At 66.1% G+C, this 14,584-nt stretch carries 8 protein-coding genes; 1 reads left to right on the plus strand and 7 read right to left on the minus strand.

Features of this window, described 5'->3' with window-relative positions; genetic code table 11:
- Positions 1-35 precede the first annotated feature (35 nt).
- From mscK to G4G71_RS05585, 4 genes are all read right to left on the minus strand, one after another.
- Entirely contained in the window at positions 36-3,386 is a 3,351-nt protein-coding gene (mscK, locus tag G4G71_RS05570; RefSeq protein WP_169935969.1) for a mechanosensitive channel MscK, read from the minus strand.
- An 83-nt stretch (positions 3,387-3,469) separates the two neighbouring features.
- Positions 3,470-5,212 (minus strand): potassium/proton antiporter, encoded by a 1,743-nt coding sequence (locus G4G71_RS05575; RefSeq protein ID WP_169935971.1) that lies wholly within the window; start codon positions 5,210-5,212, stop codon positions 3,470-3,472.
- A gap of 100 nt (positions 5,213-5,312) precedes the next feature.
- On the minus strand, positions 5,313-5,951 hold the full coding sequence (locus G4G71_RS05580; protein WP_169935973.1) for a hypothetical protein: 639 nt from the start codon (positions 5,949-5,951) through the stop codon (positions 5,313-5,315).
- A gap of 221 nt (positions 5,952-6,172) precedes the next feature.
- Positions 6,173-7,975 carry an acyl-CoA dehydrogenase gene (locus G4G71_RS05585; protein WP_169935976.1) on the minus strand — a complete coding sequence of 601 codons (1,803 nt, stop codon included), beginning with the start codon at positions 7,973-7,975 and terminating at the stop codon, positions 6,173-6,175.
- 178 nt (positions 7,976-8,153) lie between these two features.
- Between G4G71_RS05585 and G4G71_RS05590 the strand changes: the two genes are divergently transcribed.
- A complete protein-coding gene (locus tag G4G71_RS05590) occupies positions 8,154-8,990 on the plus strand; it encodes a 23S rRNA (adenine(2030)-N(6))-methyltransferase RlmJ (protein ID WP_169935978.1) in 837 nt (278 codons plus the stop codon).
- Between the two features lie 185 nt (positions 8,991-9,175).
- Here G4G71_RS05590 and msrA read toward each other — a convergent pair whose 3' ends face one another.
- The 3 genes from msrA to aceF all read right to left on the minus strand — a co-directional run bounded on the left by msrA (position 9,176) and on the right by aceF (position 14,575).
- Entirely contained in the window at positions 9,176-9,823 is a 648-nt protein-coding gene (gene msrA, locus G4G71_RS05595) for a peptide-methionine (S)-S-oxide reductase MsrA (protein ID WP_169935980.1), read from the minus strand.
- A 133-nt stretch (positions 9,824-9,956) separates the two neighbouring features.
- The gene (locus tag G4G71_RS05600) at positions 9,957-12,656 is read right to left on the minus strand and encodes a putative bifunctional diguanylate cyclase/phosphodiesterase (RefSeq protein WP_169935982.1); all 2,700 of its coding nucleotides are present in this window, start codon (positions 12,654-12,656) and stop codon (positions 9,957-9,959) included.
- A 278-nt stretch (positions 12,657-12,934) separates the two neighbouring features.
- Positions 12,935-14,575, minus strand: a complete 1,641-nt coding sequence (gene aceF / locus G4G71_RS05605; RefSeq protein WP_169935984.1) for a dihydrolipoyllysine-residue acetyltransferase — start codon at positions 14,573-14,575, stop codon at positions 12,935-12,937.
- Positions 14,576-14,584 lie beyond the last annotated feature (9 nt).

Below are 14,584 nucleotides of genomic sequence, written 5' to 3' on the forward strand. Positions count from 1 at the left end.
GCATTGTGCTCGGACTTGTCCGAAGGCGTCCAGCCTCAGGCCTTGTCGCCGGCAGGCTTGTCCTGGCTGATCTTCACGGGCGTGGCGGCGGGTTGCTGCTGCCCGACTATGACCTGGGCTTCCTGCCCCTGGAAGTTCTTCAGGAACACGTCGACCTGGTTGAAGGCCATGTCGATACCGGCCTCGCGGAAGGCCAGGGCGATGCGCGTGAGGGTCTCGTCCACCGCCGGGTTGCGGTCACCCAGCTCGCGCACGTGGAAGCGCAGTTCGTAGTCGAAGGTGCTGGCGCTGATGGTGGTGAAGTACAGCACCGGTTCCGGGTCACGCAGGATGCGGGTGTTGGCGTGGGCGGCGTCGAGCATGATCTTGCGCGCCAGCGGCAGGTCGCTCTCGTAGGCCAGGCCGATCTTGATGGTCACCCGCGTCACGGTATCGCTCAGCGACCAGTTCACCAGTTGCCCGGTGATGAAGGTCTGGTTGGGGACGATGATTTCCTTGCGGTCGAAGTCGGTGATGGTGGTGGCGCGGATACGAATCCGGCTGACGGTGCCGGACAGCGTGCCGATGGTCACCACGTCGCCGATCCGCACCGGACGTTCGAAGAGGATGATCAGGCCGGAGACGAAGTTGGAGAAGATCGCCTGCAGGCCGAAGCCCAGTCCCACCGACAGCGCAGCCACCAGCCATTGCAGCTTGTCCCAGCTCACCCCGAGGGTGGACAGCGCGCTGACGAAGCCGATGCCGCTGATGGTGTAGGACAGCAGGGTGGTGATGGCGTAGGCGCTGCCCTGGGCCAGGGTCAGGCGTTGCAGTACCAGTACTTCCAGCAGGCCGGGAAGGTTGCGCGCCAGGGCCACGGTGACAGCCGCGATGACCATGGCCATGAGGAAGTCGCTGAGGCTGATCGGCGTGGTGGAGGCTGCCTCGCCCGTGCCGCTGGTGTATTGGTAGAGGGTCACGTTGTCGAGGTAGGAGACCACGCTGATCAGGTCGGCCCAGACCCAGTACAGCGTGACCACGAAGCCGATCAGCAGGCCCAGGCGGATCAGGCGCATGGACTGCTCGTTGATCTGCTCGATGCCCAGGGTCGGCTCTTCCACCACCTCGGTGCCCTCGATGCCTTCCTTGGGCGCGTTCTGCCGCTTCGACAGCGCGCGCTGGTAGGCCAGGCGACGGGCGGCGACTCCCATGCCGCGGAGGAAGGTGGCTTCCACCACCATCCAGAACATCAGCAGGAACAGGGTGTCGATCAGCCGGTCGGTGAGCTTGAGCGCGGTGTAGTAGTAGCCGAAGCCCACGGCGAGGAACAACGCCACCGGCAGGGCGGTGAAGCCCAGGCCGACGACCATCTTGATCATCGACGGGCGCTCGCTGGACGGGCTGTTGAACAGCAGTTGGGCGAGCAGCCAGGTCATGGCGCCATAGCCGAAGAGCACCACGGCGATGCCGATCACGTCATCGGCGAGGGATGCCGGGGAATGCTCGGCGACGGTGACCACCGCGACCAGCGACATCACCACCAGGCCCAGGCGGCGCATCAGCTTGCCGAGGAACTGCACCTGCGACTGGCTCCAGTGGAAGTGCCGCTCGGCGATGCCGCCCGGCCGCAGGATGCGGTGCGCGGTGTAGAACACCAGCCAGACCTGCGCCATCTCCAGCAGCGCGCTGCCCAGGGTGGCGTTCTGGCCGCGGGCGTCGAGCAGCAGGGCGAGGCCGGCGATCCCCAGCGCCAGGGTGCCGGGCAATGCCAGCAGCACGGCGAGCAGCAGGGCCAGGGGGGTGTGGGCCTGGCTGTCGCGCTTGAAGTGGCCGATGTCGTCGTTCAGCGATTCCAGCTTGTCGTAGAGGAACTTGCGCTTCCACAGCAGCCCCGCGACCAGCAGGAGCAGCGGCAGGAACAGGAACGGCCGGTCGATCAGACCCTCGAACAGCTCCTGCACACCCGATCCCCAGGGCACTTCGGCGAGCTGGTGGTGCAGCAGGGCCGGAGTCATCTTGAACCACGACAGGTCCAGCGGGCGGTTGCTGGGAATCCAGAACATCTGCTCGTCGAGGGTGGCGCGCAGGCTGTCGCTGGTTTCCTTGAGCTGCTTCTGGTTCAGCTGCAGGGTAATGGCTTCGTTGAGCAGCGCGTTCAATTCGTGGTTGAGGCGCTCCATCAGCTCCAGGCGGGTATCCACCAGCTCGCCGAGGTCGTGGCGCAGCTGCGGGGTGATGCTCTCCTGCGGCTGCTGGGCCAGCAGGTTGTCGAGGTAGACCTGGGTGTTGTTGATCTCGTCGCGCTTCTGGTTCAGCTCGAACTGGTACAGGCGCAGGTCGGCGATTTCGTCGGCGAGGTCCTGGTCGGTCCGGATGACCGGCAGCGACTGTTTCTGCTGGTAGAGGATCTTGGCCAGCAGCAGGCTGCCGCGCAGCACGTTGATCTGTTCGTCCAGGGCCTGCTCGCCCTGGGTCAGGTTGTCCAGTTGCTGCTTGGCTTCCAGGTTGCGCCGGGTGAGCGTGTTGAGGCGGTCGGTGGTGCGCAGCAGGTAGTCGGAGAGCTTGAGGTTGGCGGCGCTCTGCTGGCTCAGCAGGCTGTCGGTGCCGGCGGCCTGGCTGTCCTTGGACAGCTCGGCGACGGTCTTCTCCGACTGCTCGCGGCGCTTGTCGCTGATCATCGTCTGCAGCTCGAGGGTTTCGCGTTCCTCGCGGCCGATGCGCTCGGCAAGCAGGTCGCGCTGGCTGGAGGCGAGGTCGAGCAGCAGGTTGTTGCCGGCCAGTTGCTGGCGCAGCAGCAGGTTCTGCGACGTGAGCATTGCCTGCTCGGCCAGCAGCTCGTTGCGGCGCTCTTCGGTGATCGGCTTGGCGCCTTCCTTGCCGGCCTTGATCAGCCCGGCGATTTCCAGCAGGCGGGTCTGGTTCCTGCTCAGGTCGGCCTGGGCCCGCTCGGGGCGGGTCTGCGCGGTGAGTATCTCGCTCTTGGCGTCGACCATCTCCTTCTGCCAGGCGGCGAGCTGGGTGGACTGCTCGTTGAGGAGCATTTCCAGCTGGGTGGCGCTGGAATCCTTGTAGCGCTGGCTGGCGGGCTTTTCACTGCTGGCCTTGAGGCGGCCGAGCGCCTTCTGGTTCTCGTTGATCAGCTTGGGTGCATCGGCCAGTCGGCCCTTGAGCTCAATCAGCTGCTTTTCGCTGTCGGCCTTGGCCGCCAGCAGCTTCAGCGTGTTTTCCAGGCTCGCCTTGATCGGCTTGGCCTCGGCGTCGGCCAGTTTGCGGTCGGCCAGGCTGTCGAGGCTCTGCTGCACCTTTTCGGCGCTTGGAGGAGCGGTATCGGCGGCCAGTGCGGGCAGGCCGATGAGGGAGCCGCCCAGCAGGACGGTGGTCAGAAGGGTACGCAGCAGGAATGACATGGTCGCGGGTGGCGGCTCGTGCGGAAAGTGGGCAGAGGGTAGTGCTGGCGGGCCGGCACCCGCAAGCGGGTACCGGTGGGCGGTCAGAGGAACAGACCGGGGCCGGGACGGCCTTCCGGAAATTTGACCCCGACCTTGCGAATCTTGTTCCCGTCCAGGGCGGCGACGGTCCAGGTCAGGCCGTTCCATTCCACCTGGTCGCCGATGATCGCCTGGCCGCCGATCTCGTGGGCGATGAAGCGGCCCAGCGTCTGCTCGCCGTCCACGCCTTCGAGCTTGAGGCCATAGAGCGAGGCCACGGCGGAGAGCTGGGCGTCGCCCTCGAGGACGAAGTCGCCGAAGAAGCGGGCGCTCAGGCCGCGGTCCGGCGCCTGGCTGAACAGCTTGCCCAGCGGCGAAAGGTCATGTTCGTGGCCGATCACGCAAAGGATGTCGTCGGCTTCGAGGATGGTACTGCCCGACGGGTGCAGCAACTGGGTGCCGCGGAACAGTGCGGCGATACGGGTGCCTTCGGGCATCTTCAGCTCGCGCAGGGCGGCGCCGATGCACCACTTTTCCTTGCTCAGGTGGTAGACGAACAGCTCCCACTCGCTGGTCGGGTGGACTTCCAGGCCGGCGCGGGAGATCGGCGCCGGGTCCGGCGGCACGACCACGCGCAGCAGCTTGGCGGCCCAGGGCAGGCTGGTGCCCTGTACCAGCAACGAGACCAGCACGATGAAGAAGGCGACGTTGAAGAACAGCTGTGCGTTGGGCAGCCCGGCCATCAGCGGGAATACCGCGAGAATGATCGGTACCGCGCCGCGCAGGCCGACCCAGGCAATGAAGGCCTTCTCGCGGCCATGGAAGGCGCGGAATGGCGCAAGGCCCACCAGCACCGACAGCGGGCGGGCGAAGAGGATCATCCACAGCGCCAGGCCGAGGGCGGGCAGGGCGATGGGCCACAGATCATGGGGCGTGACCAGCAGGCCGAGGACCAGGAACATGCCGATCTGCGCCAGCCAGGCCATGCCGTCGAGCATGTGCATGATGCCGTGGCGCGAGCGGATCGGCTGGTTGCCCAGCACCAGGCCGCACAGGTAGATGGCCAGGATGCCGCTGCCATGCACCGCGTTGGCCACGGCGAAGATCAGCAGGCCGCCGCTGATGGCCAGCAGCGGGTACAAACCGTTGGCCAGGTGGATGCGGTTGATCACCTGCAGCAGCAGCCAGCCGCCACCCAGGCCCAGCACCGAGCCGATGCCAAACTCGCGCAGGAAGTGCCAGAGGAAGCTCCAGGACAGGCCGCTCTCGCCGTGGGCGAGCATGTCGATCAGGGTGACGGTGAGGAACACCGCCATGGGGTCGTTGCTGCCCGACTCGATCTCCAGGCTCGCGGTGACCCGTTCGTTCAGGCCCTTGCCGCCCAGCAGCGAGAACACCGCCGCGGCGTCGGTGGAGCCGACGATGGCGCCGATCAGCAGGCCCTCCATCCAGCTCAGCTTGAACAGCCAGGCGGCGGCGACGCCGGTCAGCCCGGCGGTGATCAGCACCCCGGCAGTGGCCAGCGATAGCGCCGGCCAGAGCGCCACGCGGAAGCTCGATACCCGCGTGCGCAAGCCGCCATCCAGCAGGATCACCGCCAGTGCCAGGTTGCCCACCAGATAGGCCATGGGGTAGTTGGAGAAACCGATGCCGCCGGGGCCGTCGGTGCCGGCGATCATGCCGACGGCGAGGAAGATGACCAGGATCGGGATGCCCAGGCGCGAGGACAGCGAGCTGACCAGGATGCTCATGCCGATCAGCACCGCAGCGATCAGGAAATAGCTGTTGATGGCCACGGCATCCAAGGTGTCGACCTCCTGGGGAATGGGGGAGTGGCGACGCTACTCAAGGATCAGGATGCAGGCCGCATGCCAATCGATTCTAACCTGCGGATTTACAAGGCTGTCAAAGGTTTGTTGAGGACCGTTCGGCAGTGCTTTCGAGCCAGCCTGCACCACCTTGCCAGGTGGGCACCAGATTGAGCCCGGAGAGCGGGGTGGGTGCCCATTTCAGTGCCTCTTCCAGAGGCTGCCTGACGGCGTCCAGGCAGGATTGCCTGTCCCGTTGCAGGATGGCGCGGGCATTGGCGACCTCGCCGGCGATGCTTTGCCCGGCATCGGCGCTCAGGGCGCGAATCTGCGTGTGCCAGAGGTGGCGGGCCGAGCTGCCGGAAACGCCGCAGCTGCCCAGCGGGTCGTAATAGGACGAACCGAACTGCGCGTAGCCGGCATTGACCAGTGCATTGAAGTAGCGGCTCTGCGAGGTGATCGACCCGCTGTCTCCGCCGCGCAGCACGGCAAGCCCGTCGGTCATGGCCTTGTCGATTTCCCTCAGGTAGTCGTCGGCGTGCTCGAAGGCTTCTGTGCCGGGGGCGCTGTAGATCGGCGAGGTGCGCGGTGACAGGGCTGTCTCGCGCTGTTTACCGTCATCGGTCGAGCCGGTATTGAACAGGACGAGCGTGCAGCCCAAGGCCACGGCGATAGCGAGCAGGGGAAGAAAGTTCTGGTAGTGGTGCTGGAATGACGGGAGGGTGACGGTCTGCATGGCCATGGTCGTGAGGGGCGGAAAATGCGCGGGCGCCATTCAAGCGCATCTACCTCGGGCCTTGCTGTCGGTCGGTTCAGTACTGGTGGTGGGAAGCTTCCTTCAATTCTTTGGACTGCCCTTCGGCAACTTGTGGGGCGCTTCCGCGGCCGTCGACGCGGCCTTCATCCAGGCATAAAAAGCCCCGGACGTGACCGGGGCGTAAGGGACATACGAGACGCTTAGAACCAGGCGTCCTGCATGGTGGAACAGGTGTCGTCGCGGGCCTCCAGCAGCGCCAAATCGTGGTGGCAGGACGGCACTTCCCAGGTCAGGAAGTAGCGCGCGGCCTGCAGCTTGCCGTGGTAGAAGTCGGCATCGGCGGCGTTGCCGCGCGCCAGGCCTTCCTCGGCGCGAATCGCCTGCTCCAGCCAGCGCCAGCCGATCACGGCGTGGCCGAAGACCTTCAGGTACAACGCCGAGTTGGCCAGGCCTTGGGCCACGCGGCCCTGCATCAGGTCGCCGAGCAGGCTCAGGGTGGTGGCCGACAGGCGCGCCATCAGTTGTTCCAGCGGCTCGCGCAGCTTGTCCAGCGACGGGTGCGCGCTGGCGCGCTCGCAGCACTGGTTGATCAGGCGAGTCAGCTGCTTCAGGCCGGCGCCGTTGTTCTGCGCCAGCTTGCGGCCGAGCAGGTCCAGCGACTGGATGCCGTGGGTGCCTTCGTGGATCGGGTTCAGGCGGTTGTCGCGGTAGTACTGCTCCACCGGGTATTCGCGGGTGTAGCCATGGCCGCCGAGGATCTGGATCGCCAGCTCGTTGGCCTTCAGGCAGAACTCCGAGGGCCAGGATTTGACGATCGGGGTGAGCAGGTCGAGCAGTTCGTGGGCCTGCTTGCGCTCTTCCTCGGTGGGCAGGGTTTCGCAGTCGTCCACCAGGCGCGAGGCGTACAGGCCCAGATCGAAGGCGCCCTCGACGTAGGCCTTCTGGGTCAGCAGCATGCGTTTCACGTCGGTGTGCTGGACGATGGAGACTGGGGCCGAGGTCGGGTCCTTGGCATCCACCGGGCGGCCTTGCGGACGCTCGCGGGCGTATTCCAGGGAGTACAGGTAGCCGGCGTAGCCGAGCATGATCGCGCCCATGCCGACGCCGATGCGCGCCTCGTTCATCATCTGGAACATGTAGGCCAGGCCCTGGTGCGGCTTGCCGACGAGGTAGCCGACGCACTCGCCCTTGTCACCGAAGTTCAGCGCAGTGGAGGTGGTGCCGCGCCAGCCCATCTTGTGGAACAGGCCGGCCAGGGTCACGTCGTTGCGCGCGCCGAGGGAGCCGTCGTCGTTGACCAGGAACTTCGGCACGATGAACAGGCTGATGCCCTTCACGCCGGGCGGGGCATCCGGCAGCTTGGCCAGGACCATGTGGACGATGTTCTCCGACAACGGATGGTCGCCGCCGGAGATGAAGATCTTGTTGCCCTTGATCCGGTAGCTGCCGTCGGCGGCCGGTTCCGCGCGGGTGCGGATATCTGCCAGCGAAGAGCCGGCGTGGGGCTCGGTCAGCGCCATGGTGCCGAAGAAGCGCGCGTCGATCATCGGCTGCAGGAACAGGCGTTTCTGCTCGTCGCTGCCGAAGGTCTCGATCAGGTGGCTGGCGCCCATGCTCAGCATCGGGTAGGACGAGGTGGCAATGTTGGCCGACTGGAAGTGCGCGAAGCAGGCGCGCGACAGCAGGTGCGGCAACTGCATGCCGCCCTGTTCGAAACTGCGCGAGGCGTTCTGGAAACCGGCTTCGTTGAACGCATCCACTGCCGGCTTCACTTCCGGAATCAGTACCGCGCCGCCGTCGACGTACTGCGGTTCGTTCTCGTCGTTCTTGCGGTTGTGCGGGGCGAACAGCTCTTCGGCGATGCCGCGCGCGGTGGACAGGGCCGCATCGAAAGTCTCGCGGTTGTGGTCGGCGAAGCGTTCGCGCTGGGTCAGGGCCTCGGCGTCGAGCACTTCGTAGAGTTCGAAAGCGAGGTTGCGGGAGCTGAGCAGGGTCTCGGACATGGATCGACCTCCGTGGGAATCGCCGCAGTCTAGTCTGGTGAATGAAGTGCGCACAGAATCATCCATGAGCGTGATAAAGGGCTAAAACACTCGGGCTCCCGGCGGGCGCTGGCGACGGCGGACTCGCACCGCACCCGCCCCAGGGCCTAAACTGCGCGCCTTGAGGAGTCCGCTATCCATGAACTACCGCCACGCCTACCACGCCGGTAACCACGCCGACGTGCTGAAACACATCGTCCTTGCCCGCATCTTCGCGCTGATGGCGCGCAAGGACACGCCCTTCGCCTATCTCGACAGCCATTCCGGCATCGGCCTGTACGACCTGCTGGGCGATGAAGCCAGCCGCACCGGCGAGTGGGAGTCGGGCATCGGGCGCCTGTGGGAGCGCGATGACCTGCCGGAGCTGCTGCAGGACTACCTGGAGGTAGTCCGCGCGCTGAATCCCGATGGCGGGCTGGAGTTCTACCCCGGTTCGCCCGAGCTGGCGCGGCGCCTGACCCGCCCGCAGGATCGGGTGATGCTCAACGAGTTGCACCCGGAAGACGGCCGCCTGCTCAAGGCCAACATGGCTGGCGAGCGCCGCATCTCGGTGCATCAGGGCGACGGCTGGTTGCTGCCGCGGGCCTTCCTGCCGGTTTCCGAGAAGCGCGGGGTGCTGCTGATCGATCCGCCCTTCGAGCAGCCCGATGACCTGGAGCGCTGCGTCACCGCGCTGGACGAGGCCATCGGTCGCATGCGCCAGACCGTGGTTGCCATCTGGTACCCGATCAAGGATCGCCGCCAGCTCAAGCGTTTCTACCAGCGCCTGGAAAAGAGCTCGGCGCCGAAGATGCTCCGTGTGGAATTGTGCGTGCATCTGGCCGATACGGCTGATCGCCTGAATGGCTCCGGGCTGGTCATTGCCAATCCGCCATGGCCGCTGGACGAGGAGCTGCGCGGGCTGTTGCCGTGGTTGGCGGACACGCTGGCGCAGAGCGAAGGCAGCAGCCAGGTGGACTGGCTGATCGCCGAATGAAAAAAGCCCCGGCAGTGCCGGGGCTTTTTTGTGGTGCAGGAGGTGGCCCTGATTGCTCTGCGTAGGAGCGGATTTATCCGCGATTGGTTCTGGCGCGGGGAGCGGCCGATCGCGGACGGAGTCCGCTCCTACGTTACCGGTGAGCACGGTGTTGCGTGTAGGAGCGGGGCCGCAGGGTGCCAGCTTCAGGCCGGCAGGCAGACGCCGGTGCCGCCCAGGCCGCAGTAGCCGTAGGGGACTTTCCCCAGGTACTGCTGGTGGTAGGTCTCGGCATAGTAGAACGGCGGCACCTCGCGGATTTCCGTGGTGATCTCGCCGTAGCCCTTGGCGCTGAGTTCCTTCTGGAAGGCCGCGCGGCTGGCATCGATGGCGGCTTTCTGCGCCTGGTCGAACCAGTAGATCACCGAGCGGTACTGGGTGCCGGTGTCGTTGCCCTGGCGCATGCCCTGGGTCGGGTCGTGGGACTCCCAGAACACTTTCAGCAGCGCCTCGATGCTGGTTTCGCGCGGGTCGTAAACCACCAGCACCACTTCGCTGTGGCCGGTCAGGCCCGAGCAGACTTCGTCGTAGGTCGGGTTCGGCGTGAAGCCGCCGGCGTAACCCACGGCCGTCACCCATACGCCGGGCTGCTGCCAGAAGCGCCGCTCGGCGCCCCAGAAACAGCCCATGCCGACGACGATCTGCTGCAGGCCGGAGGGGAAGGGGGCGGTCAGCGGATGGCCATTGATGTAATGCGCTTCGGGCACCTGCATCGGGCTCTCGCGGCCCGGCAGGGCCTGGGCGGAGCTGGGGAGTTCCAGTTTGTGGGCAAGTATTTGCGAGCGCAGGGTCATGGCATTGGTCTCCTGTCGAATAGGGGCGGCAATAGACTCGAGTACTCGCCGAAGATTACAGCGTTTGTTTTGCTTTGCGGGAGGTTTGAGACAGCTCGTGGAAATGGCTGCGGGCACGCCGCGCCAGAGCCGCTCAATGCGGGCGACAGGGATAGCGCTGCAGGCTGGTGGAGAGGTCGTGGCTGGGGATGGGCTTGTCGAACAGGTAGCCCTGGCCGATGTCGCAGCGGTTGCGCCGCAGGAAGGCCAGCTGGGCGGCAGTCTCGACACCTTCGGCGACCACCTGCAGCTTGAGGTTGTGCGCCATGGCGATCACCGCCGAGGTGATCTCCATGTCGTCCTGGTTGTCCGGGATGTCCTTGATGAAGCTGCGATCGATCTTGATCACGTCGATGGGGAATTTCTTCAGGTAGCTCAGCGACGAGTAACCGGTGCCGAAGTCGTCCATGGCCAGGGTCAGGCCGAGGTTCTTCAGGCGCTCCAACTGCTGGCGAGTGTCGTCGGTGGCGTCCAGCAGCAGGCTTTCGGTGAGTTCCAGTTCCAGCTGCGAGGCCGGGATGCTTTCCTCGTGGAGGATCGCGGCGATGGAGCCGACCAGGTCCGGGTCGCTGAACTGCTTGGGCGACAGGTTGATCGCCATGTGCAGGTCGCCCAGGCCCTTGGCCGCCAGCTCGCGAACCTGCCGGCAGGCCTGGCGGATCACCCACTTGCCGATGGGGATGATCAGGCCGGTTTCCTCGGCGACGCTGATGAACTGGTCCGGGCGGATCATGCCCTTCTCCGGGTGCTGCCAGCGCAGCAGCGCTTCCAGGCCGAGCAGCGCGCCGCTGCGCAGGCACAGCTTGGGCTGGTAGTGCACGGCCAGCTCGTCCTGCACCAGTGCACGGCGCAGGTTGCTTTCGACGAACAGCTTGTAGCTGGCCTCTGCAGTCATCGCTTCGGTGAAGGTCTGCACCTGGTGCTTGCCGTTGGCCTTGGCCTTGTGCAGCGCGAGGCCCGCATGCTTCATCAGTGTTTGCGGGTCCTGCCCGTGCTGCGGCGCGTAGGCGATGCCCACGGAGCCGGTGATGCTGATCAGCTGGTTGTCGACGAACAGCGGCTTGTCGAGCACGTCGAGGATCTGCGCGGCGACCTTCTCGCCACGGCCGGCGACGGACTCTTCCAGCAGGACGGCAAATTCGTTGCTGGCGAAGCGCGCCAGGGTGGCGCTGTCGCTCAGGCTGCTGCGCAGGCGCCGGGCGAGGTTGGCCAATAGCTTGTCGCCGGTCTGGTGGCCGAGGCTGTCGTTGATCCGCTTGAAGTTGTCGATGTCCACCAGCAGCAGGCTCAGCGAATGCTCGCTGCCCACCTGCAGGCGCTCTTCCAGGGCATTGATGAAGAAGTGCCGGTTGGCCAGCCCGGTGAGGTTGTCGCGGTAGGCGAGCTTCTCGATGTGCTGCTGGGCCAGCTTGCTCTGGGTGATGTCTTCGTAGATGCCGATGTAGTGGGTCAGCTCGCCCTTGTCGTCGTAGACCTTGGACAGCGACAGCTGGCCCCAGTAGGGCTCGAGGTTCTTGCGCCGGCTGCGGAACTCGCCCTGCCAGCTGTTCTGCGTGACCAGCGTGGAGCGTGCATCGAACAGCAGTTCGCTGAGATTCGCCAGCGCCGGCAGCTCCGGCAGGCGGCGGCCGCGGACTTCGTCGGCGCCATACTGGGTGATGGCGGTGAAGCTCGGGTTGACGTATTCCACCAGGCCGTCACGGTCGATCAGCAGGAAGGCGCTGGCGCTCTGCTCGACGGCGCGCTGGAACAGGTGCAGGGCGCTGGAGACATTGCGCCGCTCGTGGTTCATAAGGACCTGGGCGTACTGGTCGGCCAGCTCGCCGGCGAAGGCGATCTCGTCGCTCTGCCACATGCGCACTTCACCGACATGTTCCAGGCAGAGCACGCCGACCACCTCGCCACCGACGCGGATGGTGGCGTCGAGCATGGCGCTGATGCCCTGTGGGCGCAGGTAACGCTTGGCCAGTTCCTGGGTGCGCGGGTCCTGCTGGGCGTTGTGCGCGTCGATGGCGCGGCCGCTGTGGACCGCGTCGAGGTAGTTGGGGAAGTTGCTCGCGTCGATGTCCTGCGGCTTCTCGTACTGGTCGGTGTCGCGGCGGTAGATGGTCACCGCCTCCAGGCGATGGTCCGGGTGCAGGCGCCAGATGCCGGCGCGAGCCACGTCATAGGCTTCGCAGGCGGCCTGGGCGATCAGTTGCGCGGCTTCCAGCAGCGGGTCGCTGGACAGGTAGCGATGCCGCGCCAGGCGCACGATGAGGTTCTGCTGGGTGCGCGAACGCACCAGGTGCTGCAGGTGTTCGTCCTGGGAGCGCTGGTACATCTCCAGGGACATCTTCAGGCGGATGTTCTGCGCTTCCAGGTCCAGCAGGCGCGGGTCCAGTTCGGTTTCGTGCTCGTCCGCCTCGGTCTGCAGCAGGTAACCGTGGAGCAGCTGGCGGCCGTGCTGCTGGAAGGCTTCGCCGACCTCCAGCACGTTCAGCGTGCCGCGCGGCGAGTGGAGCAGGTAGCGCACCCGGTAGCGGCCGTCCTTGAGCAGTTGCTGCTGCACCTGTTCATGCAGGCGATGGCGCGCTTCGGGCTCCATCAGGCTGGCGTAGGGGGCGTCGAGGAGGCCGCAGAGGTCTTGGGCCGGGACGCCGATCTGGCGCTCGCAGCCGGGGTCGAGGAACAGCAGGGTCCAGCTGGGTTCGTTCAGGCGCTCGAAGCGCAGCATCCCGAGCCTCGAAGGGACGGGAAGCTGCGTGACAACCTCGGCCGCCTGACGGCTGGCGGCATCGGGATGACTCTTCATGCGCGGGAGATTTCCAGGGTGCTGGATGGGGTACTTGGCCCCACCCGACTTCTATGGGCGTTGGCAAGATTTGCATGAGGCACGGGGCCATGACAAGCCAAGACTGTATCGGCCGTCACAGTGCGAAGTTGAGGCGGCGCCGGGAGCCAGGCGTGACCGCCGGTCCGGACAAAAAGAAGCCCCGCCATCCGGCAGGGCTGGAGAGTACGAGCGTGGCGTGCTCGTCGAGAGGAAGGGCCGGCGCGGGCCGGCCTTTGCAACACTTACAAGAGCAGCACTTACAGCAGCAGGGTGCGGATATCGCCCAGCAGGTCGGACAGGCGCTTGGTGTAGCGCGCGGCAGCGGCCCCGTTGATCACGCGGTGATCGTAGGACAGCGACAGCGGCAGCATCAGGCGCGGCTGGAAGGCCTTGCCGTCCCACACCGGCTGCATGGTCGCCTTGCTGACACCCAGGATCGCCACTTCCGGCGCGTTGACGATCGGCGTGAAGCCGGTGCCGCCAATGTGGCCGAGGCTGGAGATGGTGAAGCAGGCGCCCTGCATGGCGTCGGCGGAGAGCTTCTTGGTGCGCGCTTTTTCCGCCAGTTCGGCGGCTTCGGCGGCGAGTTGCAGGAGGCTCTTCTGGTCGACGTTCTTGATCACCGGCACCAGCAGGCCGTCCGGCGTGTCCACGGCGAAGCCGATGTTCACGTACTTCTTGCGGATCAGCGCCTTGCCGCTGGGGGCCAGCGAGCTGTTGAAGTCCGGCATTTCCTTGAGCAGGTGGGCACAGGCTTTCAGCAGGATCGGCAGCACGGTCAGCTTGACGCCAGCCTTCTCCGCCACGGCTTTCTGAGCCACGCGGAAGGCTTCCATCTCGGTGATGTCGGCCGAGTCGAACTGGGTCACGTGCGGCACGTTCAGCCAGCTGCGGTGCAGGTTGGCAGCGCCGACCTGCATCAGGCGGGTCATCGCCACTTCTTCCACTTCGCCGAACTTGCTGAAGTCGACTTCCGGGATCGGCGGGATGCCCGCGCCGCCGGTAGCGCCCGCAGCCGGGCCGGATTTGGCGCGCTGCAGTTGCTCCTTGACGAACAGCTGCACGTCTTCCTTGAGGATGCGACCCTTCGGACCGGTGCCTTTCACCTCGCTCAGCTCGACGCCGAACTCACGGGCGACCATGCGCACCGCGGGGCCGGCGTGGACCTTGGTGCCGTCACGGCTGGGCGCGCCCACCGGAGCAGCTTCCGCAGCCTTGGCCGGTGCAGCAGCCGGTGCCGGAGCGGCGGCTGGAGCGGCAGCGGCCGGAGCAGCCGCCGGAGCTGGTTCCGCGGCAGCCGGGGCAGCAGCGCCCGCGACCTTCAGCTTGAGGATCAGGTCGCCGGTGCCGACTTCGTCACCGATCTTGATCGACACGCTTTCCACCACGCCGGCAGCCGGCGAGGGGATTTCCATGCTGGCCTTGTCCGATTCCAGGGTGATCAGCGACTGGTCGGCTTCTACCGTGTCGCCGGCTTTCACCATGACTTCGATGACGTTGGCCTTGCCGGCGGAGCCGATGTCCGGGACGTGGATGTCCTGGACGCTGGCGCCAGCGGCGGGCGCGGCAGCCGGCGCCGGGGCAGCGGCCGGGGCCTCTGCCTTCGGAGCTTCCGCAGCCGGAGCCGGAGCTTCGGCCTTGGGCGCTTCGGCGGTAGCCGAACCACCCTCGACTTCCAGCTCGAGGATCTCGTCGCCTTCCTTCAGGGTGTCGCCCACCTTGACCTTCAGGCTCTTCACCACGCCGGCTTTCGGCGAGGGAATCTCCATGCTGGCCTTGTCGGATTCCAGGGTCAGCAGGCTCTGGTCGGCCTCGACGGTGTCGCCGACCTTGACCAGCAGTTCGATGACTTCACCCTGACCATTGCCGATGTCGGGTACACGAATCAGTTCGCTCATCGTGCCTCT

Origin of the sequence: Pseudomonas multiresinivorans, from assembly GCF_012971725.1 — a bacterium.
GTDB lineage: Bacteria > Pseudomonadota > Gammaproteobacteria > Pseudomonadales > Pseudomonadaceae > Pseudomonas > Pseudomonas multiresinivorans.

What these genes read in the sequence shown, in the direction of transcription:
- mscK (WP_169935969.1), bottom strand. Translation starts at nt 3,386, where the DNA reads ATGTCATTCCTGCTGCGTACCCTTCTGACCACCGTCCTGCTGGGCGGC.
- G4G71_RS05580 (WP_169935973.1), bottom strand. Translation starts at nt 5,951, where the DNA reads ATGCAGACCGTCACCCTCCCGTCATTCCAGCACCACTACCAGAACTTT.
- G4G71_RS05585 (WP_169935976.1), bottom strand. Translation starts at nt 7,975, where the DNA reads ATGTCCGAGACCCTGCTCAGCTCCCGCAACCTCGCTTTCGAACTCTAC.
- G4G71_RS05590 (WP_169935978.1), top strand. Translation starts at nt 8,154, where the DNA reads ATGAACTACCGCCACGCCTACCACGCCGGTAACCACGCCGACGTGCTG.
- msrA (WP_169935980.1), bottom strand. Translation starts at nt 9,823, where the DNA reads ATGACCCTGCGCTCGCAAATACTTGCCCACAAACTGGAACTCCCCAGC.
- G4G71_RS05600 (WP_169935982.1), bottom strand. Translation starts at nt 12,656, where the DNA reads ATGAAGAGTCATCCCGATGCCGCCAGCCGTCAGGCGGCCGAGGTTGTC.
- aceF (WP_169935984.1), bottom strand. Translation starts at nt 14,575, where the DNA reads ATGAGCGAACTGATTCGTGTACCCGACATCGGCAATGGTCAGGGTGAA.